The organism is Paenibacillus typhae (assembly GCF_900099765.1).
GTDB classification, from domain to species: Bacteria; Bacillota; Bacilli; order Paenibacillales; family Paenibacillaceae; genus Paenibacillus_AQ; species Paenibacillus_AQ typhae.
Window position 1 is genome coordinate 1 of sequence record NZ_FNDX01000058.1, and the last position, 23,476, is coordinate 23,476.

Annotated in this window: 21 protein-coding genes; 3 read left to right on the forward strand and 18 right to left on the reverse strand. The window is 49.6% G+C overall.

Annotation, left to right across the window (positions count from 1 at the left end; translation table 11 throughout):
• Positions 1 to 393: 393 nt before the first annotated feature.
• Positions 394 to 711 carry a pyrimidine/purine nucleoside phosphorylase gene (gene ppnP, locus BLR64_RS27330; RefSeq protein WP_068722189.1) on the reverse strand — a complete coding sequence of 106 codons (318 nt, stop codon included), beginning with the start codon at positions 709 to 711 and terminating at the stop codon, positions 394 to 396.
• Between the two features lie 34 nt (positions 712 to 745).
• Entirely contained in the window at positions 746 to 2,794 is a 2,049-nt protein-coding gene (gene tkt, locus BLR64_RS27335; protein WP_090719554.1) for a transketolase, read from the reverse strand.
• 329 nt (positions 2,795 to 3,123) lie between these two features.
• Here tkt and BLR64_RS27340 point away from each other — a divergent pair, with 329 nt between their 5' ends.
• Complete coding sequence (locus tag BLR64_RS27340; RefSeq protein ID WP_208607247.1) at positions 3,124 to 3,762, forward strand: hypothetical protein; 639 nt, start codon at positions 3,124 to 3,126, stop codon at positions 3,760 to 3,762.
• 48 nt (positions 3,763 to 3,810) lie between these two features.
• On the opposite strand, the gene BLR64_RS27345 is transcribed toward BLR64_RS27340, so the two are convergent.
• The 14 genes from BLR64_RS27345 to BLR64_RS27405 all read right to left on the reverse strand — a co-directional run bounded on the left by BLR64_RS27345 (position 3,811) and on the right by BLR64_RS27405 (position 19,658).
• Positions 3,811 to 7,755: a glycoside hydrolase family 78 protein gene (locus BLR64_RS27345; protein ID WP_139172110.1), complete on the reverse strand. Its 3,945-nt coding sequence runs from the start codon at positions 7,753 to 7,755 to the stop codon at positions 3,811 to 3,813.
• A gap of 21 nt (positions 7,756 to 7,776) precedes the next feature.
• Positions 7,777 to 10,029 (reverse strand): hypothetical protein, encoded by a 2,253-nt coding sequence (locus tag BLR64_RS27350; protein WP_090719558.1) that lies wholly within the window; start codon positions 10,027 to 10,029, stop codon positions 7,777 to 7,779.
• 8 nt (positions 10,030 to 10,037) lie between these two features.
• A complete protein-coding gene (locus tag BLR64_RS27355) occupies positions 10,038 to 10,658 on the reverse strand; it encodes a hypothetical protein (RefSeq protein WP_090719560.1) in 621 nt (206 codons plus the stop codon).
• Between the two features lie 60 nt (positions 10,659 to 10,718).
• Complete coding sequence (locus BLR64_RS27360) at positions 10,719 to 11,216, reverse strand: hypothetical protein (RefSeq protein WP_090719564.1); 498 nt, start codon at positions 11,214 to 11,216, stop codon at positions 10,719 to 10,721.
• A 20-nt stretch (positions 11,217 to 11,236) separates the two neighbouring features.
• Positions 11,237 to 11,617 carry a hypothetical protein gene (locus BLR64_RS27365; RefSeq protein WP_090719566.1) on the reverse strand — a complete coding sequence of 127 codons (381 nt, stop codon included), beginning with the start codon at positions 11,615 to 11,617 and terminating at the stop codon, positions 11,237 to 11,239.
• Between the two features lie 14 nt (positions 11,618 to 11,631).
• Positions 11,632 to 11,775, reverse strand: a complete 144-nt coding sequence (locus tag BLR64_RS30470) for a hypothetical protein (RefSeq protein WP_157889954.1) — start codon at positions 11,773 to 11,775, stop codon at positions 11,632 to 11,634.
• A 6-nt stretch (positions 11,776 to 11,781) separates the two neighbouring features.
• Positions 11,782 to 12,000, reverse strand: coding sequence for a hypothetical protein (locus BLR64_RS27370; RefSeq protein ID WP_090719568.1), 219 nt, complete (start codon positions 11,998 to 12,000; stop codon positions 11,782 to 11,784).
• Positions 12,001 to 12,094: 94 nt separating this feature from the next.
• Positions 12,095 to 12,964, reverse strand: coding sequence for a hypothetical protein (locus tag BLR64_RS27375; protein WP_090719570.1), 870 nt, complete (start codon positions 12,962 to 12,964; stop codon positions 12,095 to 12,097).
• A 12-nt stretch (positions 12,965 to 12,976) separates the two neighbouring features.
• Positions 12,977 to 14,026: a hypothetical protein gene (locus BLR64_RS27380; RefSeq protein ID WP_090719572.1), complete on the reverse strand. Its 1,050-nt coding sequence runs from the start codon at positions 14,024 to 14,026 to the stop codon at positions 12,977 to 12,979.
• Positions 14,027 to 14,039: 13 nt separating this feature from the next.
• On the reverse strand, positions 14,040 to 15,623 hold the full coding sequence (locus tag BLR64_RS27385; RefSeq protein ID WP_090719574.1) for a P-loop NTPase family protein: 1,584 nt from the start codon (positions 15,621 to 15,623) through the stop codon (positions 14,040 to 14,042).
• Positions 15,620 to 16,684, reverse strand: coding sequence for a CpaE/TadZ family protein (locus BLR64_RS27390; RefSeq protein WP_090719576.1), 1,065 nt, complete (start codon positions 16,682 to 16,684; stop codon positions 15,620 to 15,622). Before BLR64_RS27390 ends, BLR64_RS27385 begins: the two co-directional genes overlap by 4 nt.
• Positions 16,685 to 16,699: 15 nt before the next feature.
• Complete coding sequence (locus tag BLR64_RS27395; protein ID WP_090719578.1) at positions 16,700 to 17,473, reverse strand: hypothetical protein; 774 nt, start codon at positions 17,471 to 17,473, stop codon at positions 16,700 to 16,702.
• A gap of 113 nt (positions 17,474 to 17,586) precedes the next feature.
• Complete coding sequence (gene purU / locus BLR64_RS27400) at positions 17,587 to 18,483, reverse strand: formyltetrahydrofolate deformylase (protein ID WP_090719580.1); 897 nt, start codon at positions 18,481 to 18,483, stop codon at positions 17,587 to 17,589.
• 47 nt (positions 18,484 to 18,530) lie between these two features.
• Positions 18,531 to 19,658 carry a deoxyribonuclease IV gene (locus tag BLR64_RS27405; protein ID WP_090719582.1) on the reverse strand — a complete coding sequence of 376 codons (1,128 nt, stop codon included), beginning with the start codon at positions 19,656 to 19,658 and terminating at the stop codon, positions 18,531 to 18,533.
• A 172-nt stretch (positions 19,659 to 19,830) separates the two neighbouring features.
• Here BLR64_RS27405 and BLR64_RS27410 point away from each other — a divergent pair, with 172 nt between their 5' ends.
• Both BLR64_RS27410 and BLR64_RS27415 read left to right on the forward strand, forming a co-directional pair.
• Positions 19,831 to 20,295, forward strand: a complete 465-nt coding sequence (locus BLR64_RS27410; RefSeq protein ID WP_090719612.1) for a DUF2621 domain-containing protein — start codon at positions 19,831 to 19,833, stop codon at positions 20,293 to 20,295.
• Between the two features lie 28 nt (positions 20,296 to 20,323).
• On the forward strand, positions 20,324 to 21,229 hold the full coding sequence (locus BLR64_RS27415; RefSeq protein WP_090719584.1) for a TIGR01777 family oxidoreductase: 906 nt from the start codon (positions 20,324 to 20,326) through the stop codon (positions 21,227 to 21,229).
• Positions 21,230 to 21,237: 8 nt separating this feature from the next.
• On the opposite strand, the gene BLR64_RS27420 is transcribed toward BLR64_RS27415, so the two are convergent.
• Positions 21,238 to 22,935, reverse strand: a complete 1,698-nt coding sequence (locus tag BLR64_RS27420) for a DUF6382 domain-containing protein (protein WP_139172112.1) — start codon at positions 22,933 to 22,935, stop codon at positions 21,238 to 21,240.
• Positions 22,936 to 22,954: 19 nt separating this feature from the next.
• Positions 22,955 to 23,467, reverse strand: a complete 513-nt coding sequence (locus BLR64_RS27425; protein WP_090719588.1) for an A24 family peptidase — start codon at positions 23,465 to 23,467, stop codon at positions 22,955 to 22,957.
• Positions 23,468 to 23,476: the final 9 nt, after the last annotated feature.

Sequence of the window (23,476 nt, forward strand, 5' to 3'; positions counted from 1 at the left end):
AGTTCACTGCATTATCTTTCAAACCATGCCGTTCCCTCTACGCCGGAGGGTTCTTCGCTGTTGTACCAAGTTCTTTACAGCTTCCATGGCCTTCGTCCAGTTTAGCGAGACTCGGCTCCCTCTTTTCCCCTTTGCAGGGCCTTTTTGACGACGCGGCAGGATTCACTTGATGTTGCGGCCTGGGTTGTTGCTCGCCCGGTCTCTGACCGGTACTTTTGTCGATGCGCTTTTACACACAGATTTCGCCATGCGCAAGCATCCTAGCTACAAGAGTGGCTTGGCCCCTCTCTTGGTTGGACTTGCACCAACTAGATAATGCGTGCCTCTGGGCACGCCCCTACAAAAAAAGAAGCCCTGCTTTAAGCAGAGCTTCTTTCTGTAGAACAGATGAAATTACAGGTTCGGGTAAGAACAGCAATAATCAGTTAAAGCGAATACTTCCAGCGCAAACTTGGAGTTGCCGGGAACATGGAACGTTTCAGCACCCTTGATTTCTTTCCAGACGTCAGTACCGGGAAGCAGTACCTTCAGATCGCCGGACAGGATCTCCATGGTTTCCGGACCTTCCGTACCGAATTCATACACACCCGGCAGCATGATGCCAAGCGTTACCTTCGTGCCATTCTCCAGGATGACGGTACGGCTGGTTACTTTTCCATCGTAATAGATATTGGCTGCTTTGTGAACTGTTGCGTTGGTAAACTGACTCATGCGCTTATTCTCCCCTTTATGTTTATTCCGTCTATTATAGCAGGGCTTTAACGCGGCTGACTACATTTTCTACTGTAAAGCCGTATTCTTTCATCACGATATCGCCAGGCGCGGAAGCACCAAAGGTAGTGATACCGAGAATGTCGCCCTGATCGCCTGTGTAACGCTCCCAGCCGAAGGTTTGTGCCATTTCGACTGCCAGACGAGCCTTAACCTCAGGCAGGATAACGGAATCACGGTAAGCTTTGTCCTGTTTCTCGAACAGATCCCAGCTTGGCAAGCTGATTACACGTACGTCGATGCCTTCTTCAGCCAGCGCTGCCTGAGCTTTTACAGCCAGCTGTACTTCGGAACCGGTAGCAATGATCTGTGCCTGCGGAGTACCGTTCTTGGCATCGGACACAACGTATCCGCCGCGTTTGATGTTCTCACGTACGCCTTCTACAGTTCCTGCAAGGATCGGCAGGTTCTGGCGGGTAAGCACCAGTGCCACAGGGTTGGCAGTGTTCTCAAGCGCATATGCCCAAGCAGCAGATGTTTCGTTGGCATCAGCCGGACGGATTACAGTCAGACCCGGGATAATACGCAGGGAAGCCAACTGCTCGATCGGCTCATGGGTTGGGCCGTCTTCACCGACAGCGATACTGTCATGTGTCAGGACATAGGTTACCGGCAGCTTCATGATGGATGCCAGACGGACAGCCGGACGCAGGTAATCGGTGAATACAAAGAACGTTCCGCCGAATACTTTGAGACCGCTGTGCAGGGCAATCCCGTTCATTGCTGCAGCCATACCGAATTCGCGGACGCCGAAGTAGATGTTACGGCCGTCATAGGATTCGGAAGTAAACTGGGTCAAGCCTTTCAGGTGAGTCATTGTGGAGCTTTCAAGGTCAGCAGAGCCGCCTACGAGCTGCGGAACTCCGGCTGCCAGTCCGTTCAGTGCATTACCGGAAGCAACGCGGGTGGATACGGCTTTGTCTTCTGCTGTGAAGAACGGAAGCTGTGCATCCCAGCCTTCTGGAAGCTCACCGCTGATTGCAGTTTCAAACTGTGCAGCCAGCTCAGGATATGCTTCTTTGTAAGCTGCGAATTTCTCGTCCCATGCTTTATTAGCGGCAATCCCTTTTTCCTTCACATCAGCAAAACGTGCACGTACTTCATCCGGTACAAAGAAGTCCTCTTCATATACCCATTTGTAGAAGTCTTTAGTCAGCTTCGCTTCGTCAGCGCCCAGCGGGGAACCGTGGGTACCGCCATGGCCGCCTTTACCTTGTTTGTTCGGGCTTCCGTAGCCGATAACCGTTTTAACTTCGATCAGGGTAGGCTTGCTTGTATCTGCCTGCGCATCAGCAATAGCCTGTCCCAGCGCCGGCAGATCGTTACCGTCCTCAACGCGCAGAACCTGCCAGCCGTAAGCTTCAAAACGCTGTGCAACATTCTCGGAGAATGCCAGGTTCAGCTTGCCGTCGAGCGAGATATCATTGGAATCGTACATTACAATCAGCTTGCCCAGCTTGAGGTGTCCTGCCAGGGAGGCGGATTCGGAGGAGATACCTTCCATCAGGTCACCGTCGCCGCAGATTGCGTACGTGTAGTGGTCGATTACGTTGTGGTTGTCTTTATTATAAGTAGCTGCCAGCTGAGCTTCAGCCATAGCCATACCTACTGCCATACCAATACCTTGTCCCAGCGGACCGGTAGTCGCATCAACACCTGCAGTGTGACCGAACTCAGGATGGCCTGGAGTCAGGCTTCCCCATTGGCGGAACTGCTTCAATTCTTCCATCGGCAGGTCGTAGCCGCTCAGGTGCAGCAGGCTGTACAGCAGCATAGAGCCGTGTCCCGCGGACAATACAAAACGGTCACGGTTAACCCATGTCGGGTGATCCGGATTATGATTCATTGTTTTGGCAAACAGTTGGTAACCCATCGGTGCGGAACCCATCGGCATACCCGGGTGGCCGGAGTTAGCCTTTTCGATAGCATCGATAGCGAGCGTACGGATCGTAGTGATCGCCAGGTTATCCACCGTCGAATTTTCTTCCTTATGGATTGCTTGCTCTTTTGCCTGCTCAGTCATTAAAATAATCCTCCTCTAAATCAAGAATGTCATTTTGACTATTATTGTATCACTAATGTGGAAGCATTACCAATTGTTTTTGCAAAACACAGGCTTTCAACAGCTTATATTCTGCTGATTCCCGCCGGATTATGCACTGGCCGCACACAGAAACATCATCTAATCTGCACATCACATACTGGTCTCAAGACCAGGTACTTAGCCTTTAGTCCAGTTTCAGGTTAAGACTAAAGTTTGTTTTCCGGAGACGGATTATACAGTAAGATGAAGTTACCTAACGAGGATTTTACCGGATTATCCATAACTTCCAGCAGAAAGGAATCTTGAGCATGAATGCACGCAAAAACATTTATATCGTACTGACCGGAACGGGCACCGCCTTCAGCGGATTAATCAAATGGTTCACCAAGGCTGAATTGAATCATGCTTCGATTGCCTTTGACCGGGAACTGCAGGAGGTCTACAGCTTTGGACGGAAAAAAGTGCATAACCCGTTTGTGGCCGGACTGATCCGCGAGCATTTTGACCATCCTTTTTACAGTACGGCGGATTGCGCGGTCTATGAGATGAATGTGAGTCTTGAGGAATACGATACCATGTACAACCATGTAAAGGGCATGATGGAGAACCAGAAGCGCTACAAATATCACCTGCTTGGCCTGATCGGAGTACTGCTGAACGTAAAATTCAACCGCGAGGACGCCTATTTCTGCTCCCATTTTGTCGCTTCTGTCTGTGAGGAGGCTTCCTGCCGGCCCGTGGCCAAGCCCTCCTGCTTTGTCACACCTGAGGATTTCGCTGAATCCCTGTGCGCAAGTAAAATATACAGCGGTAAACTGTCCTATTATATGCACCTTACACAAGGCAACACTTACATAAACGCAGCAAAGCTATCTGCCTCTTCCGCAGCAGCGTCAACCGCACGCAGACTCCTGCTGACAGAAGAACGGGCCGAGGGAATCATTTAAGGATTCACCTCAGCCCGTGTTTCTACGGCTATATGCCAGCACAATCTGCTATTTAATCCGGTGACTTTGAAAATAATCCTGCCAGTCTCCCTGTATGGTCACCGTTACCGTATCTGTTTTGGTGCTATACGTATTCCTTGCAGTAAAAGTAAACGTGACCGGCCCGTCGGGCAGTCTTTCGAATGATGAATCATACAGTTCACCGCTCCATAGCGTCTTGCCGCTGTCATTCGGGGTCAGCACGGTCCGGTACCCTCCCGTCATCGCGACTTCAATGGAATCCGGCATCCCTGTTGCGTCCGATTGCAGCACGAAGCTCTCCCCCGCCCAGAAAACGCTGTAGCTCCGCGGGCTCTCTGCTGTTCCGCTTTTTTTCAGATTATAAGCCTGCCGGTTGTTATTCCATTCCGCCGTATGGCGGACAGCACCTTGGACAGTCAGCAGATTGACCATAAAATACTTGCGCGGAGACACACTGCTCCAGTTAAATCCGTCATACACCTCAACCTCCACGGCGTATTTCTGGTTCTCTGTTAATGCACCTGCCGGAATCTGCCACTCCTGTGACGAAGAAGTCTGTTCTCCTGACTGCACAGCAACAGCCCCGGTAGCCAGATTAATGATTCTTACTTTATAGCGCTGCTGCGCATCCCCGTCTTCATCCTGATAATCCCATTTCATTACAGGAGTAAGTATGTTCACTACAGTTGGAGCACTCTGGCTACTGCTGCCCGGATAAGTGATGCCTGCTGCGGGAATACGGTTGGCTACCGTAATTGTCTGTATGAGTTCCCGGCTGAGTCCCAGCGAATCTGTAACAACCTGCCGCAAGGTGAAGGTTCCGTTAGTGCTGAACTGTTTGGTGAAGGTACTTCGCGTGCTGGCTAATCCTTCTGGTCCGCCGGATGGTTTTAAATAATATTGGTAGCTAATGCTGTCGCCCGCAGGTATATCTGTATCTGTCGCCGTTCCTTGAATGGTCAGTGTATCCGTACGATAGATCGGCGACCGGGCTGCATTACGGCCAGTATCAGTTATAAGTGTAAAGCCTGGCTGCGGCGGGTTGTCGATGATGAATGCCTTCTCATTGGAGACATCCGACCAGGAGTTCATCGAGTAAACCCGTCCCAATACAGTAAAAAGCTTAAACCTCTCAAAGGTTCCGTTTGGCACCTGATATTGCCTTATCGTGCCGGCGCTATCCGGGCCATCTACTGATTTGGCCAAAATGCTGTCCTTGGTGTAGAACTCAAGTGTGTATTTTTCCTGCGGATCACCCTCTGGATCGAGGTAAGTCCAGGAAATTATTGGATCACCTGCAATATTGGCATCGATTATAGTCGGGCTGATTACAGTGCCGGCCGGGGACGTGAGGGTCATAGCAGGCTTCAGATTTTCCCGAACAGTGATTTTGAGGCTGGCCACGTTGGATTTTGCACCAATCTGGTCGGTTACCCAATGCTCGACCGTATATATGCCGGTATGGTGGAAATTCACATCGATTGATTTATGATTGCGGAGGATACTGGCCTGCCCCTCGCTGTCGATGACCCTCCAGTAATACTGCAGGCTGCTTGCATCTGAGCTGTCAAGATCGGTTGCTCCAGAAGTATAGGTCCTCGTGGTGTACTGCGTGGCTTCCGCAGGTCCAGACAGCTCGGCTGCAGGCACATGGTTCAGGATTTCAAACATCCGGGTAGCATAAGCCTCCTGGCTGCCGTCCGATACGTTAAGCCTCATTTCCCAGTCCCGTGATATAGCAGCCTTATCTGTTATCCCGAGCCCGCTAATCAGATTCCGGACGACTACATTCTGGTTCCGTGTGCTGCCGCTATAACTATAACTGCTGTTACCTTTACGGCCGTACCAGGTGTAGGCCAGTGCATCACCGTCTGCATCCGGATCAGGGGTCGTATTTTCCATCGCCACAATATCATCACGGTACACTTGGGCAGGCATGTTGAATTGCGCTACCGGTTTTTGATTGAGAACATTTGCCCATTGCGCGTAGTAGTCCGACCATGCTCCTCTGTTGTCTCGCACCCTCAGGACAACCTGATAACTCCCTGCTCCGTAGCTAGTTAAGCTAGGCGGAATAGTAAACGCGCCGTAGTGATAGTACACCTGGGTTCCATTTTTGCGGATTACCCATTCGTAGGTGTCCAGGTAATCATTGTCGGGGTCATATGATTTATCTGTTATTACCGTGCTCTTTCGGTAACTCACATTAATCGGATCGATAATAAAGTTTGCAACCGGCGGTAAATTGGCACCTGTGCCCAGAACCTGAGATGTCCAGTCGGACCAGACGCCGATACTAAGCGGCCCGTCCATATCTCTGACACGTAAACGTAATTCGTAGCCATCATTTGTTGGCCGGGCATTCAGCTGCCCATCATTCCAGGATTCATCTCCTACTTTACGCCATTGCCACTGACGATCAACTAGTCCCTTGTTATATGCAGTTGTGTGGTCAATATCGTAAGAATTATCAGTAATTTGAATACCGTTTCCGATAAGCTTAGCTGCAAAAAGAGCAGTTGGCTTCCGATGGATAAGAAATGTAAGCGATGACTCATTGTCTCTGCTCCATTTTCTAAATTCATCAAAACTATCTCCTTGCGGGTTGTCCTCGACTTGAACAATTGCGTTATATACACCAGGGTAAGCAAATGATGTGTACATTGTTGAACGCCATAAAGCAGAATCAGAAAGGGTTCCTAAAGGATTGTCAAAGAAAGTCGGGTCATGATCATATCTAAATCGGGTTGAATATTGAGGATCACTTTCATAATCCTTATAGGACGCTCCTATCTCAAACTGTGAATTGATCAGATAGTAGTTTTTATTAAGCAGTTTGTTTTTTTCGCTGAAGGTGAATTGTCCACTCGCTATATAGTTTCGCCTATCTACTACTGTGACCGTTCCCGTATAACTTCCTGGCGGCAAGGAATCATTAATGGCATCTATAGGAATAGTGAATTGCTGAGCTGTGTATGAGTTGTAAATTTTGATTCGGCGGTAATACACATTAGGAACCTCTACAATGACATCCAGCTCTTCATTATCCGGATCTTGAGCATACCCAGTTACATTCAGAATATTTTGTCCGTCCACATTATAGAGCGTAGCTCCGTTTTGAGTGGTCAGTGTAAGCGTTGGCGGGGAATTTACTTCCAGCTTAATATCCACTATATCCATTAAAGGCCATTCACTGTATCGACCATTTTGTAGATTGTCGGTATATAAAAACATATGACGAATCTTTTTGGGATCATTGAGTAAGTATCGGTCATACCATCCAGTGGCTGGTTTTGAATAATCCAAACTATAGCTAGCAGCTGGAATGGATAGTTCCATATGGTCTCTTGGTGTTATAACTAGATCCGTATAAACGTTAGACAACTTTGAATTCAATTTGTGAATGAGATTTCCTTGCGCGGGGTGTCCAAGGTCCAGATTACCACTTAACCAATAAGGACCCCAAAAATCATTCCTTGTATAGTAATTACCTGAACTCAAGACTTCTCGGTAATCCCCCAGAACGAAGCCCGTAACTTCAACATACGGATTGGCATTCATTGCTTTTTGATCCCAAAATAAGGTGTCTTTTCCCGGTCCTCTTTCGACCGTGATTCCATAATTTATGTCAGATACGTCATAGCTTAATACTCTTGTCACACGATTCCACTTTATGTTGTTCACCTTGAAAGCACTTCTATAGCCCGTCACCGTTGAATTTATATAATAACCCCAATATGGATCATCAGTTCGATAAGTATAGGGATTATATACCGGTTCATGAAAATTATTTGGCATCGTTAGCGTTCCATAAAATGCTGGAATTTCAACATCCATGTAATTGACTACAGAAGTGTCTGCTGCATTTACTTCAGCCTCTGGCATATACGGAAGCATTGATGTAAACATAGCAAAGCATAAGATGATTTTGCCAATCAATATATATATAGATGATTTCTTTCGTTCTTCCACCCTAAATCTATCCCTTCTCCATTACCATGACCAATCTGAGGTCGGAGGACGATTTTCAACCGTTACAATTCGTTCAAGCACCGGCTGCGTATCTGTATTCGCTGATTTGCGATCTGCCGCGTTCACAAAGGCATCTATCGTCGGCTGTCCAAATTCTTCTGTCACGGTTAGCCGGATCTCGTATCTGCCCACTTTTGCCGGGTAAAAATTAATGCGGTCAAGGTTAGTATTATTTATTTGAACCCATGCTTCTCCTGTAAAATTGCCGTTGTTATCTGAATCATAACGATATTCCCAGACTCGTTTTGCCAGATAGTCGTAGTCAGGTGAAACGGTGAAGTCCTCCAGAGTTACACTTGCCTTATTTCCATTGTCCAGATCACGGTAGACTATTAATGGCATCGAAATGTACGGTACAGGCGCTTCGTCAGGAGCAACAGTGAACGTCCACGAGGTCGTTCCGGAGTAGCCAGCTGTATTTTCAACATACAGGGCAGCCTTGTATTGTCCTGGCGTTTTCATAAGCACATCTACTTCTTTGACCCCTACAAGACTTCCACTATATTTGATATCTGCATTGGTTCCGCCAGAGATTGCGGTGATAGTAAACCGTGTGCTGCCTTCTATGATTGGGAAATCATCGGAAACATTTTTAGTTGCATTACGAATTGTGATTTTTCGATTCTGCTTCAAAGTGCCGAGAAGTTGGATTTTAGCTTTCGGTGCAGGAGCTACAATCTTGATGTCACGAGAGGTAGTAGCAGTCAGACCGTCGTTATCTGTAACTGTAAGCGTAATGGTCTGTGTAGTATCAATGGAGTCAAGACCGTATGAAGTATCACTGGACTTGCCGTATAATGCAAGATTCACATTTGGATGCTGCCAGGCATATTTAACTATCGTGCCGTCAGGATCTAAGGATTCGGCTCCGGATACGATGAATTTTTCGCCGGCAACGACTTGGTCAGGCATGGTGATTCGGGCAATCGGCGGTTTACCGGTAGCCGGTGTGGGCGTAGGGATAGGTATGCTGCTTGGCGGTGGACCGTTATAGGTTCCAGCATTAATGGTGAAATTCTCACTCAATGATGATATGCTTCCGGCTGCCGTAACCACCGGCTTTGCAAATCTTACAGTTACGGTCAAAGTGTAATTCTGGGTAAATCCAGGCTGTGTGGCAGCTTCCTGTTTTGAAATGACAAAATCAAACTGCCTCTCACTGGACAGCACCTTTGCCGTATCTTTTTTGGTGACTAATGATGCATCATCACCTGTCTTTTTGGCATAAAAAACCCATTCCAAGATGTTAGATGCATCTGTGTAGGCAGCTAGTGATCCCTTCAAGGACAGCTTTACCGGCACGGCCTTATCCGCGTACTTCTCCGGATTTGGGTTAGGGGTAAGTAATGCTACTTCGCCGGTTAAGGTGGGCTCGGTAGGCAGCTTGTAATCGAAGGTAACGGTGCCTGCATAACTGTATGTGGTAACTTTTGCGGTAGCTTTGTAGTAGTACGTAACAAAAGCAAAATATCTTCTGCCTTCTGCAAGACCAGAAAGGCCTGCTGTTGATTCAGGTCTAAATGGAAAAGAATTAGGAATCCAGTAATTCAAAATAACTCTGTTATTTTTAAATTTCGGTTCTTCATTTAAGTAACCACTTTTACTAATAACTTCAGGTTCGATAGTTGATTGAATAACATCATCCGATTCAACCACCTCAGCTTTTGAATCATGAAACCATTTTAAATATTCCCTATCCTGTAAAGGTCCTGCACTAATCACCGTTTTAGGTGGGTTTTGTGATGGAACTCCATCAGTGGCCAGAACATCCCGGTGCGCATTGTTCACATCATTTTTTTCATCGTACTCATTAATTTGCCAGCGTCTTCCATCCGAATACAACCAAATGGAGTTATATATTTCTGAACCGTATGCCGCTTTGTGAGAACCCCTATATCCCTGTACATCAATTGTTTTAGTAGATTGGTTTCCTTTGAGAGTGAGTTTAATTTTCCCATCAACTACAGAAAAATTCCCCACTGTAGTATTATTGCCGGAGTATTTTAAGGTGCTATTTAGAATAGAGGAAGGTATAACTCCACTAGGTAAATCTAATGAGAATGTCCTCGCGCTATTATCAGATCCAACTAATCCCGTTGAAATTGGAATAGCTATTGAGGCAGTTTTTGAGTCGGCTGCAAATGTAAATTGCGGAATTCCTGTAGCCACTATAACCAGCAACATTATATAAATAACTAATTTGCTATTTTTCATAACGGGTCCTACTTTTCCTCTACAATATATTTTTCTGCAAATGCACCATTAAAATATAAATTAATCCGAAAATATTCAAAATCCCCCTTGAACATAAATGCTTGGTACGACGACAATTGTTCACCAGGTTTAAGTTCTATCCAACTTACTGCTGACTTATCGTTCAACTTAACTGGTGCAGGTCTATAGACTGGATCGAGAGCATTCAGACCTTGAAATTGCAATACCCACTGCCTGCTTCCATTACCATTATCAAGAATCTTTTTACTATTATTTTTTACAGTGAATTTTGTCCAAACAAAATATTCGGGATCAGATACTAAGCCGCTTTCCTCTCCGTATTTGTATGTCTTCCGTAAAGCGACTGCTTCCTTAGAGTCGAAATCAAAAATCATTATTTTCTCCAGTGTATAACTCAGCCCACCAGCCGTAAGAGTAACAGGCAGCTCAACATTCTTCTTCAGTCCGTATTTAAACAAGTTATCAGTCATAACCGTGGTTGCGGGTTTGGTGGAACTGGGAGCTGCAGCGGCAGCAGAAACCCGACCATCCTGGAATCCCCCACCCATTGTGAACAGCTGACTTAACAAAAATACTGCTGCCGTTACTTTAATAATCGACTTTTTCATAATAATATCCCCTTTAATGTTTTTAGATTTAACTGGTGGCTTGAGCTAATGAATCCCCGCCTAGTCCCCCATCCTATACTCCTGCACCGCCGGTACAATGATGGCTTCTTGAACTTTTGAGCGGGAGATTAGGACCGGGTGCTGTGTCTCGATGACGGCGATAACCGAAGGGCCTTGTATGTATTTGGTGATGCCGTAGGTACTGTCTTCGTAAAGGAACGGAAAAGCCGCTCCGGTCGAATCATCGACAATGTCGAATTTCATAATCTTCACTTGTGTTTGCAGCCTGCTGCCCGTGATAGGGGATAAGCTGTCATCAAGTCCGAGGTTTAACTGCAGTGACTCCCGGAAGGTTTTGTATGCCTCAGCAGGATCAATGATCAGGCGTCCCCGTGCACGCTCGGCTTCATTAAGCTCCTGTGATGCATCGTGTACAGCCATGTTGTTGGCGTCTTTCAGCATGCTGCGCACGATGTCCCACTCCTGATTTTGAATCTGAAAAAACCAGGAGTAGACAAAAATCAGCAGGACAAAGGCCAGTTTGATTACGTAGTCCATAGCTCGGAACCATTCCTCAATCAATCAAGATATTCACTCATTATTGAACCGTGTCCGTAATAACGGGTTGGCTGAGACTTTCCCGAGAAGTCATAAGGAAATAAATTTAACCGGGGAGCACTAATGTACACGTCAAGCCGCTGTTTACGCTCCTGCACAATCTCCGTATTGCTGGAAATCACAATAGAAGCTTCAGGAAAGCCAACAGCCTTCAGATTGGCAATGACCTCATTTTTCATAGAGCTGGTAACTATTCCTTCTGTAGCTGCCTTTTGTGTGATGTAGGAAGTGTTGGCCTTGACCTGCAGATCGAGCAGATAGTCAATATAAGTGAAAATAGGCTGAAGGAGAATAAATAAGACCAGCCACATAAACAATGCCCGGAGAACCGTTTCCTTCACGCCCGTTCCTCCCTCTAGTATTGCTCAACTTGCTTGGTATGTTCGATGATATCATCCTGGCTGCCGCCGATTATATGGGTAGCCGCCGTGATAAAAATCCCGGCAATTACAAAACCGATGGCCAAAAACATGGCAACTGAGATCGAATCCTTTTTCATAATTGCTTAGACCGCAGGCCGGGTGGGGGCTTGTACCGCTGCTGTTGCTAAGCCAGGCTCTTTGGACTCAATTACGCTTACACTTACTCCGGGAATAACCGGTCTGTTATCGTCAGCATCATTGACTACATCACGGACTACAGGGACGAGAATCGCGATAACAATTGCCACACAAAGGAATCCGATAGCGATAAACAAACCAGTGGAAATAGCGTCTTTTTTCATTGTAAATATCTCCCTTTTCATTTTATATTTTTAATCAGTGCTTGAATATAACAAAAACCTCATAGATATACCTTCATAGTGGTCACACCTTAAGTCACTGGAACATTCCCACTCCGTTAAAATTCCCTTTGATCAGCATGATGTACTGCATCGCGAGCGATACGATCATCAGGAATGTGGCGATAGAGGGGATAACGTTGATAATAGTAGAGACGTCGCCGATAAAGGACCATTTTTTCAAATACTGATCGCTGGATATTTTGGTGATAATCTTGCCCTGCTCCCGCAAGTAGTTGGCGGCCTCGTTATCGTCATCCATCCCTTCTGTTGCCAGCAGAATAGAGCGGATATCGTTGATAAAAGCATGCCTCTCCGGGAATTTCCCGCAAAACCATTCAATCGCCTTCTCTGTCCCCTCATCCACCGCCCGCTCGGACAGCTCGTACAGCTCCTGCCGGATGTAGTGGAATTGATTGGCCGTCCCCGCGCAGAAAGCACCGAACTGTACATACCCGCGCTTGCGCAGCCGGTTGTTCTCGTATAGCCGGATGAAGGATATCAGCTCGCCGTCCTTTTGGATCAGCGTTTTTTGATGCAGCCAGGCCAGCAGCCAGCCAAACGGCAGATAACGCATGGGACTGCTGACGATCAGGATAAGCAGAGCTATCAACAAATCCGTACCGGAAAAAGGGGCCACCTGCACAAAACCGCCAACCGCCTGAACTGCCAGGTACAGCAATGCCGCCGAATATCGGAAAATCGTGATTTTTCCTGCTGATACCGAAAGCCCGCCGGATTGCAGCAGCTGCTGCAGCCGTTCATTCTGAACCTTTTCACCGATTGCTGTCCACTTGATCCCCAGCCGTAATGCATAACGCTCCCGCTTGCTGCTGCTGCTCACAAATACAAGCAAGGCCAGATAAGCAACGCCGCAGATGGCAATCAAAAGCAATACCCGTTCCATCTTTATATCACCTCAGTGGTAGTCCAGTTTGGGCCTGGCAAGTATGGTACTGATAAGGAAGGATACGAACAGTCCGGCTACAATGACCATCAGAAAAGCAAGACCGACGCTCGTCTGAAACTGCAGTTTGAAATAGACATCAGGCTTCAGCATATACATGAAGGTTCCGACGGAGGATACCAACACAACTAAATTCCCGTAAATCCCCAGACTGATTGCATCCCGGCTGCCTGCTTTTACCGTCAAAATGGTCTCCCGCTGCTGTTCCATCGAGCGGTTCAGCATCATCAGCGAGCTTTTGAGATGACGGGTTCCCTCCTTCTCGCAATATAGCAGATCAGATACAAACTCTATTGCAAAAGTAGTGCCGATCGCGCCCGAGAACCTCATCGCCTCCTCCTTAAGCTCATATTCATTGCTGTAATTGGCAAATCCCGCTCCCAGCAGCCTCAGCGGAGTTTTTAGCACATTGTCTTCGGTCAAAAAATCTGCAGTCCTCGACAAAATGCTGTCTACCGACAGATGCGTAAACTTGGAAGCAATTTTGATCACATCAAGCAGATCGTAGCTTCCGCGTACTTTCCGCTGGGCACAGGTGTATCTTATCCGCAGGTATGGAATACTTGCCGCAAGGACGGATACAAACAGGGGAAGCCGCCAGGCCTCCTCAATCGGCATCCGCTCCCCAAAGCTGATTCCATCCAAAAAGGGATTACTGAAGCTCATATGCCCTGGCAGCTCCATTAGCGTGAGCATGGTGGACACAAAGACGGCAGCGAATAGAAATACTGTTTGCAGCGAAAAGCGCATTACGCTGATTCCAGGCTCATATCTCCGGTGTGCAAAATACAGCAGATTATCCAGATGCCGGTACAGCCAGACCCGCTTATCCGCCCTGCTGACTTTTTTGCGGAGCAGTCTCCTTCTATAATTCATCTGCAGATCGACTTTCTGCCCCAGCTGCCGTAAATGCCGCTCAATCAGCGGTTTCACCATCAGCCATAGACCAAAAACAACCAGCAAATGCAGGGCAAAGCGGATGATATAAAAAACAAGCTCCACGCCTAACGCCCCCTCATTCGTTCAGCACAATCTTTGACTTCAGGCTTTCCTTGAGGGGCTCCTCCATCGGTTTCATTGCTGCCAGGTGCCCCAGTTCCCGGATGAATACGCGCATAGCTGCGGCATTCTTTTTGGTCATCTTGGCCATCAGCTTCCCGGTCAGCTTGTCATTATAGCTCCAGGCCGAACGCTCTTCCTCCCAGCGCATCAGATCATTGGCAAATACCGAATTACGCTCTTCATCGTAAAAGACCTCCGAGATCCGCGTCAGCCGCTTTTTCCCGTCCGGAACACTTTCCAGAATAAACACCAGCTCACACGACTTCAGCGCCGAGATCAGATGTCCTTTCAGGCTGCCGCCGATCCGTGTGGAGACTGCAAAAGCGCCCTGATACGGAATATCCTCAGAATCCACCGTATGAAAGGTTCCTGTAATCCCGTCATAGCCCTTCTCTCCGCTCCAGAGATAAAACTCCCACTCGTTGTAACGCATTTCGGTCATATAGAGGATGTTCGGATCATGGCGCAGTGACTCCACCCCAACCTCCATCAGCTCCTCGTTGGCCGCCTGAATCGGAATAATCCGGTGACCTTTAATCTGGTATGGCAGTATCGACTCCGGATGCTTCTCGATCATCACTACACCCATGCAAGAGCTTGAGCCCAGCAGCTGTTCGCCGACAATCGTGTTGGCAAAGGTTGTTTTGCCTGAACCTACAGCCCCCGCGATGATTGTGTTGCGGAATGTGCCAGCCAACGCACGGATTAGCTCTATGGCTTCTGCCGGGATACATTCTGTTCCCGCCTGATCCTCCAGATCAAGAAACTCGACCACCTGCCGCCGCATGGAAATGGTTGTGAACCCGTCCCATACCCTGGGCGATACCCAAATCGCAAGCCGGATGAACCGGCCGGGCCAGAGCGGATCATCCATTTTGAACTCAACCGAAGGATTGTCTTTGTTCAGCTTTTTGCCCGGATCGCTTTTGAGGAGAGAACGTTTGAGCTGCTCCACCCGGTCCAGCGAAGGCATCTCATACGGATAAGCAACAAACTTTCCGCGGTGATTATAAAAAATCTGCCGTCCGATCATCTGCAGCCCGGTAGATTCACTATAGGCACGATCTGTGAACCAGCGGTAAGCCGGACCAAATCCTTTCCATTCATGAAAAAGCGCCTCTGCAGCTGTACGATAAGCCTCCGGCACTTCGCCGGTGAACGGTGTCTTGCGCAAATATTTTTCAATTTCATTCATAAAAAAGCTAACCGCCTGCGGATCACCAATCAGCGCCTTGGCATTCAGCTCGAAATAGCTGTCATCCTCCCGCTCCAGCCCTGCGTTCATGTCCTGCTTCATCTTTTGCAGAAACCCATAGAAGTCCTCTTTTCCCGGCTTGCTGGTACGCAGGACACTCTGTTTCAGAGAAAAAAGAGGCCGCGCTTCCGGTATCAGTTCTTTTCCACACTGCTCGTACAGATTGAACGGCAATTCTGTTTGAGTTGCCTGCAGACCCATTTTCCGCCCTCCCGGACTGACATAACGCTGTCCGTTCACCCTGTGCGGCTTCTGCCACATCTCCTCATGGTATTCAATCATTGGAAGATCCCCTTCTTCCGCACTTCCGGCGCAAGTCCCAGTGATACCAGCAGGGCGTGAACCTTATCATCCACGTGCTGAAGCTCTTTTTTACCTAAAGGCAGGCTGTCCGGCAGCGGCTGATAATACGGCAGCTCCAGCAAAATTTCACAGCCGAAGCGCAGCGCCAGACTTTTGGGCGAGGACATCTCCTCCACATTGCTGCGGTTGATGATCCACTGAAAATCCTGCGGATGCAGGTCCATATGTCCGGCAAGCTCCATCAGAGCCTGCAGCCTGTATTCGTGCCTGGGATGTGTAACCATCATGCGCAGTGCCGATTTCTGCATTCCGGTATACCATGCGGCGCTTTCGGGAATCGAGCCAAAGTCGGCCACCACCACATCCGCATGCACACGCGCTTCGGCCAATAGATAAGCGATCTCCTCCTCCTGGTAATCATGGACGCTCAAATAGTCGAAATTGCCGGGCAGGTATGCATATCCGTCCTGCTTAACCAGCCCTTCAAAGTCCTCGCCATGAAGCATCTTGCCGGTGATCCGCGGCCGCAGCCTGTCCAGGCTGATCTGCGTTTTACGGTCATAGCCGGGATCATACAGATCCAGCCCCAGTAAAATCACACGAAACCCTGCCGCGGCAATCCGTCTGGCGAACAGCTTGGCTGCACTGGTACAGCCAATTCCCGGGCCCGAGCCGAAAAATCCTACCAGGTTACCGCGTTCTACACGTTCCTCCTCTGTAATAAAACGCAGCTTTTCGATAATTGCCGAGGCTGAGGAGCGGGGGGGCATAAAAAACATCCCCAGACTTTCGCACTGCATATGAATAGCCTGATAGCCGTGCACCCCTCTTTGCAGATACAGGTACAGGATTGTGGAACGCGTGTATTGGCGGCTAAATTCGGTTAAAGCGGACACAGGGACCTGTTCACTGGTTACCAGCAGCAGATGGCCTTCGGTGTGCGCCGGTTCTGGCAGAACATTTTGCGTAATGACCGTAAACCCAGCCAGCTTGATCTCATTAATCGTCAGCTGCTCGATCCCCAGACTGAATATTTTCATGAATGCTCCTCCTTTCTACTCTACACGAACAATCCACAGCTTGAGGCCCTGCTCCAGATACTGTCCCAGCAGCTCACCGTCACTCTTCTTGAGCTTTAATTCAGGTGCCGCCACCTTGCCGGTTGAAGTAACGCGGTTATTCGTGTTGCCGTTCTCCGAGTCCAGCACATCATTGTTATCCTCAGAACGTACATAGTTCACGGTAACGCCGCTCAAAAACACCTTCCGGACGGCTGTTGGGAACCCGGAATCCTTCTGCCCACTGTCAGGTGCAGGTTCAGTAGGGCCTGAAGGCGGAAGGCCCCCTCCGGCATTACCGCTTCCACTCCCCGGTCTGTCTGCTTTATCACCTTCCACCAGGTAAATATCTACCTTGTCCCTGCTGCGCAGCGAGCCGTTGATGGCATAAATCGCCTCCTTGGGAATGGGGAAAATCCCTTCATCAGCCTGCGGCTCCAGATCACTGACATCCACCAGCGATGAAGTAAGAATGCTGCCGTCCATCAGATTAACATTGGTTATCTTGTCCTTTACCTGGCTGAACTCCGTAATGACACCTGAAGGAATGTCCTTGGTCTGGACTGAATCGAGATAGAGATCGCTTTGCTGCAGCTGATAGTTTTTTGGAATAAAACCGCCGTCGGCCGCTTTAATTTTGACCACTGTCTGTGAGAGTACATAAGGCTTGAAGTATAAATCATAGCCGAGCAGACCGCCGAACCCGGCGAACAGGATTAGAAAGGCAAACAGATAATTGCGTTTTAACAGTTGTCCGCGCTTTGAAGCCAAGCCCTTACCTCCTTGAGTACTGTTTTTGGGAACGAAAAAAGGCATCTTGGCAGACTTCGCCAAAATGCCGGTAAAATGCTTTTTTACCTGTGATGCTCTTCAGAACTATAGGGTTAGTTAAACACTACTGTTTTATTGTGATGCACAAGAATGCGGTCTTCAATATGCCATTTAACAGCCCGCGCCAGTACAACCCGCTCAATCGTACGGCCGATCCGCTTCAGCTCATTCACATCATCGCTGTGGCTGACCCGCTGCACGTCCTGCTCGATAATCGGTCCGCCATCCAGCTCTTCGGTGACATAGTGAGCGGTTGCGCCAATAATCTTCACCCCGCGCTGGTAAGCCTGCGCGTAAGGCTTGCCGCCGACGAACGCCGGCAGGAACGAGTGATGGATATTGATAATCCGGTGCCGGTAATGCTCGATGAACGACGGTGAGATGATCTGCATATAGCGGGCGAGGATGATCACATCGATGTCGCTGCCGATAACCTCCAGCTGGCGCTTCTCAGCCTCAGCCTTTGTCTCAGCCGTAACCGGGATATGGTGGAACGGAATGCCAAACGATTCAACGTAGGTCTGCATATCCGTATGGTTGCTGACCACCATGGCAATATCCGCATCCAAATCACCGGCCTGCCATTGCCAGAGCAGCTCCACCAGACAATGATCTTCTTTGGACACAAAGATCGCCAGTCTTTTCTTATGGCTCACATTAAAAATCTGCCAGTCCATCTTAAAGCGCTCGGCAACGCCGCCAAAAACATTGCGCACCTCATCCAGCCGCTCGTCCAGCTTGGGCAGATCAAACTCCACTCTCATGAAGAACATACCGCCGTCCGGGTCCATTGTATACTGGTCTGACTGGACGATATTTGCTCCATGCTGATACAAAAAATGCGAGACAGCCGCTACAATACCCGGCCCGTCCGGACAAGAAATGAGCATGCGCGCCCGGTCCGGGTATTGCCCGCCTGAAGAATGATCTCTTTTCACATGTAATTCCATAGTCCCCTGTCCATCCTCTCATCTGCTAGCGCAATCTGTGGTTATATTTAAGCGTTCACGAGTGCCTGTCTGCCTGCCAGCCATGCAATCAGGCGCTGATTGACGGCCTCCTCACTAAGCTGCGGGAAGAGTCCGGCTGCCAGCACATTGTCATACAGACGTTCCAGCGGTTCGCGCGGATCAGCCTTTTTGGCTTTGGCGTCATTCTTGAGCAGCTCCCATACATCTAGCACATACCGGCGCGGATCAAGCTCCTGCTTGGCGAAGAACGAATGCAGCTCTTCCACTTCCTGCAGGAACTCTGCACCGAAGCGTTCTGCCACATTACCGCGCAGCAGGGCGATTTCGATCTCGTACATCGGGCGGAGCTTCTTGGCATCCTTTCCGATCCATGGAGTCTCCAGAATAAACGGCAGCCCTGCAAGCGCTTCGTGGTGGACGACCTTATGAATCGTCTCAAAACCGATCCAGCCTGAACCAATTGGAGTATGGCGGTCTTTACCTGCTCCGCGCGGATTTTTGCTGTCATTGATATGGATTACGCCGAGCCGCTTGAGGCCGATAATCTCATCGAATTGGCGGAGCACCCCGTCCAGGTCGCCAACGATGTCATAGCCGGCATCATGAATGTGACAGGTGTCAAGACAAATGGACAAGCGCTCGTTATGTACGACCTTGTCAATAATGGAGGCAATTTCCTCGAAGCTGCGGCCGACTTCTGTTCCTTTGCCGGCCATCGTCTCCAGGGCAATATGCACTTCCGTCTCGTTCGTACCGCCAAGCACCTCATTCAGCCCGTCGGCAATCCGCTGGATACCGTATTCTGCATCCTTGTCAGTATAAGCCCCCGGATGAAGTACGATATGCTTGACCTCCAGCTGATGGGTACGGCGGATCTCCTCCTGCAGAAAATCAACAGCAAGCTGATAGGTATTATCCTTATAGGAACCCAGGTTAATGATATAGGGAGCATGTACCACAATTTCTTCTACGCCGTTCGCTTTCATCGCAAGCTTTCCTTCAGCAGGGTACATAGCCTCAATCGGCTTGCGGCGCGTATTCTGCGGCGCCCCGGTATATATCATGAACGAACTGGAACCATACTCATTTGCTTCATTGGCTGCGCTCAAGAGACCCTTGTCCGCGCAGGACACATGTGAACCTATTTTCAGCATGCCTTTTTTCCCTCTTTCCTTCACGAATTACCCCTTATTCTACCGTGATCGGGAAAATAAATCTAGGCAAGCCCCGGCAGGCCGCTTCTGCTTCGCAAAACTGTACAAATACGCTATACTTTAGATGAGATTTAGGTTTGTGACAATCATCATTGTCAAAGGCGGTGTATACATGTTTTCTGTATCGGGATTCAGGTTATTATCGTCAGGACCAAGCAACTGGTTTATGAACTCAATCGCATTTTGGACTTTTTTACTGCTGGGCTGCATGTGTATCGGCGGTTTTTTCATGTTCCGCAAGTTCCTCAAGGTGCTGCCCAAAGCGGACGGCAAGTCCAAGCTGGACTGGCAAAACTATTGGGTGGAACGCAGCCGGCCGCTGTGGAGCGACGAAATGAAGGCCTTTCTGGACCAGCTGGTACAGCCGGTACCCGGACCCTTTCGTGATATCGCCAAGCATTCCATCGCTGCTGAGATCGGCAAGATTGCTGTTGAAAGCGATGCTCCGGCGGTTACCCGGGAACACTGCATTAAAGGCTATATCGTAGCTACCCCGCGCCGGGACAACAAGTTTCTTGTTTCTTTCCTAGAAAAGAACGGGATCGACTACTCTCCCTACCGTCATCTGCTCAAGTAAGCCGCATCCTGAAACGGAGGATTTCAGCATGAAATACATTATCTGCGGCGGCAGCGGCTTTATCGGCCGTGAGCTCACTGAGTTGTGGCTTACAGCCGGACATCAGCTCATTGTCGCCGGACGCACGCTGCCCAAAGACGCATCTTCTCATCCCGCTCTAAGCTATACAACCTGGGACGACCTCGCCGCCTCTCCGGAATTGGCAGAGAACGCAGATGCGCTGGTCAATCTGGCCGGAGCTTCACTCAGCCAGCGCTGGAGCGCTGACGGTAAGCGGGCTATTATACAGTCCCGGCTTGAAACGGTGGAAGCCGCCGGCAAACTGGTTGCGGTGCTAAAGCATAAGCCGCCTGTCATTGTGCAGGCTTCCGCCGTCGCCATATACGGCACCTCGCTCACGGATACCTATAACGAAGACTCACCTGCCCGGGTAGTGGATTTCCCCTCGGAGGTGGTCCAGACCTGGGAGGCCGCCGCCGATGCAGCCTATCAGGATATACGGCTCATCAAGCTGCGGACAGGTGTTGTGCTCGGCAACGAAAGCGGAGCCTTTCCCAAGATGAAGCTGCCCTATAAGCTTGGCTTTGGCGGCAGAATCGGCAGCGGGAAGCAGTGGCTGTCCTGGATTCACCTTGAGGACATCGCCCGCCTGATCGATTACTGTATACGCACCCCTGAAATCACCGGCCCCGTTAATGCCACCGCCCCTAACCCGGTGACCAACGAGCAGTTTGGCCGGATGATCGGCAAAGTGTACCATCGTCCGCACTGGTTTCCGCTTCCTGCGTTTGTATTAAAGGCAGCTGTCGGCGAGCTGTCGGAAATCCTGCTGGAAGGCCAGCGTGTACTCCCTTCCAAAGCGGTAAGCCATGGCTTCACCTTCAGCTATCCGACCCTACAGCCGGCACTGGAACAGCTGAAATCAGAGAAATAATGCATCCTTCAGGCAGAACGGAAGGTATAGCTGCCCTTGATAATTGTAAAGACGCTGCCTTCAGTCAGCGGATATTCTTTATAGGGAATCATTGGGCTCCCCTGATACAGTGTCCCGTTCCGCGAGTCCAGATCCTTAATGAGGTAACCGGCTGGGCCTCTGGAAATTTCGGCGTGCACCCTGGAAGCTCCCTCGGACTTCTCTACATACTGGGCCACATCAGGTGACCGGCCGATTATGAAGCTTGCGCGGTCCAGTTCAATCTTCTCGGGTGCTCCATCCTCATCTGTGCAGGTGCGTTCCAGAAAGGGACCGGCTGGGCGGAGCTGCCCCTTCGCCTGTCCGCTGAACGTGTTATCGCTGGCCGTGAGCAGCGCCGTTGCCGCAACAGCAGCGGGCTGAGGCGGCACTTGTCCCGCAGCCCCTGATAATGAGCCCCCGGAATCCTGCCTTACCTGTGAAGGCGGCTTCTGTTCAGCTCCCTGCTGAACATGCAGCCTTGCCGGCACTACCGGATTTCTGCCAAAATCCCACTCTGAACGGCCCGGTTTACGGCTCACACTGCGCTCCCGGGTTTCAGCTAATGCAGATTCAGGTATCTCTCTGCTTTCGTCACTGACAGGGTCCCGCGCAGCCATGATCCTCCCGCTCCACACCATCCAGCTTACAGCCGCAAAAATAGCAGTAGCGGCAATACAAACAGCCAGCCAAATGGTCATCGGCCTGTCCAGGTACAGGAATTTCCAGAGCAGGGCATCAGCCAGAACAGCACCCATTACAGTATAAGTTCTGTAGGAAGAAGGTACTTTGGCGGCAGCTTCTCCTGAATCCTCCAGATCATCCGCCTCGACTTCTTCATTCAGCATCAGCTGCGGCAAACCGTTTCCCCATCGCTGCTCCTTAGCGTGGTTGCTGTCACTTGCCGTTTCCTCTAAACGGGCACTTAGCTGCCTCTGCTTCATAGATATTCCCGTAGCTGCAGGAGCTGCAGAAAACCCTGCCGCTACATAAGCCTGCGGCCCCTCTCTAAGCCGGACTGGCATTTCTCCGGATACAGCAGTCCCCCCACCAGAAGGCACCTTTAACGATACAGCTTCTATACTGCCCGCAAGCTTCCCGGCGGCGGAATGATCTTCTGCGAGCAGCTCGGCAAGCAGACCCTTGAGCCCGGACGGTGAAAAATTCCCGCTCCCGCAATACTCAAGTAATCGCTGCAGCCCGCTTCCCGATAACTCCGTCACAGATGCAATGAGCACCATAAGGAGTGACTTCACTGCTTCTCCGGGAGATATTGGCGTTCCTGACGGCTGCAGAGGTATGTAAGTAAGAAACACCTTGCCGCTGCCAAGCGGCCCCTCAATAAAAATATAATCCTTATGAAGCGCGTACTGCTCAGCCCGCAGCATATATTGCCTGCCTTCCTCCATGCCCCGGGCAATCTGCAGCAGCAGTCCAAAGAGCTCCGCCATACTCATTTTTTCGCTTTTCAGCAGGTGACTGAGCATTTTGCGCCGGGATACGGCGTACTCCAGCGTCACCTTGAGATCAATTTCCCTAAGCAGCAGCCGCAGATGATGCGGGATAGCAGTGTTCATCAGCATCTTCGCCTGGACCATATTCAGCTCTTCCAAAGATAATCCGCCGGCAGTACCAAGCTGCATGGAGATGCCATCCTGTTGTATGAAGTCACGGTTTAATCCGAACAAGATAAGTTCAGCCTCCCATCTAAAAGCAGAAATAGGTATATAGAAATCCGGGAATTACAGCCAGCATGAACGGAAATCTCAGCACCTCACTGCCTGCACTGCTTCTTAAAAGGGCTGGCCTCTGCAGCAGCAAAAGTCCGGCTGTTCTGCTCAGTGTACTGCGGATTCTCCCGGCTGCCTCCCGTCTAAACAGCACAATGATCCAGCCGATTACCGCCCCGAATAATATGGAATACATAATGACCTGAAGAGTAAACCATATCCCTGTCCAGGCTCCAATCCCGGCAAAAAGCTTCACATCTCCGGCCCCGACCGCTCCCATAAAATGCAGGAGCAGGAGAACGGCAAATCCGGCGGCAGCGCCGGTCAGTGCAAACAACAGCCCGTGACCTCCGGATACAACACTCCTTGCCAGCAGTCCTGTTGTCAGGGCAAATACAGAAATCCAGTTCGGTATCCTCATCCACCGCAGATCTGTGACAAAGGCCGCTGCCAGAATCACCAGACAGCCCCCAAAGGCCCAACCTGCCATATGCCCCCT

Coding starts and splice junctions, on each gene's coding strand:
- purU (WP_090719580.1), bottom strand. CDS start 18,483: ATGGAATTACATGTGAAAAGAGATCATTCTTCAGGCGGGCAATACCCG.
- BLR64_RS27350 (WP_090719558.1), bottom strand. CDS start 10,029: ATGAAAAATAGCAAATTAGTTATTTATATAATGTTGCTGGTTATAGTG.
- tkt (WP_090719554.1), bottom strand. CDS start 2,794: ATGACTGAGCAGGCAAAAGAGCAAGCAATCCATAAGGAAGAAAATTCG.
- BLR64_RS27415 (WP_090719584.1), top strand. CDS start 20,324: ATGAAATACATTATCTGCGGCGGCAGCGGCTTTATCGGCCGTGAGCTC.
- ppnP (WP_068722189.1), bottom strand. CDS start 711: ATGAGTCAGTTTACCAACGCAACAGTTCACAAAGCAGCCAATATCTAT.
- BLR64_RS27340 (WP_208607247.1), top strand. CDS start 3,124: ATGAATGCACGCAAAAACATTTATATCGTACTGACCGGAACGGGCACC.
- BLR64_RS27375 (WP_090719570.1), bottom strand. CDS start 12,964: ATGGAACGGGTATTGCTTTTGATTGCCATCTGCGGCGTTGCTTATCTG.
- BLR64_RS27405 (WP_090719582.1), bottom strand. CDS start 19,658: ATGCTGAAAATAGGTTCACATGTGTCCTGCGCGGACAAGGGTCTCTTG.
- BLR64_RS27385 (WP_090719574.1), bottom strand. CDS start 15,623: ATGATTGAATACCATGAGGAGATGTGGCAGAAGCCGCACAGGGTGAAC.
- BLR64_RS27425 (WP_090719588.1), bottom strand. CDS start 23,467: ATGGCAGGTTGGGCCTTTGGGGGCTGTCTGGTGATTCTGGCAGCGGCC.
- BLR64_RS27370 (WP_090719568.1), bottom strand. CDS start 12,000: ATGAAAAAAGACGCTATTTCCACTGGTTTGTTTATCGCTATCGGATTC.
- BLR64_RS27410 (WP_090719612.1), top strand. CDS start 19,831: ATGTTTTCTGTATCGGGATTCAGGTTATTATCGTCAGGACCAAGCAAC.
- BLR64_RS27355 (WP_090719560.1), bottom strand. CDS start 10,658: ATGAAAAAGTCGATTATTAAAGTAACGGCAGCAGTATTTTTGTTAAGT.
- BLR64_RS30470 (WP_157889954.1), bottom strand. CDS start 11,775: ATGAAAAAGGATTCGATCTCAGTTGCCATGTTTTTGGCCATCGGTTTT.
- BLR64_RS27390 (WP_090719576.1), bottom strand. CDS start 16,684: ATGAAAATATTCAGTCTGGGGATCGAGCAGCTGACGATTAATGAGATC.
- BLR64_RS27360 (WP_090719564.1), bottom strand. CDS start 11,216: ATGGACTACGTAATCAAACTGGCCTTTGTCCTGCTGATTTTTGTCTAC.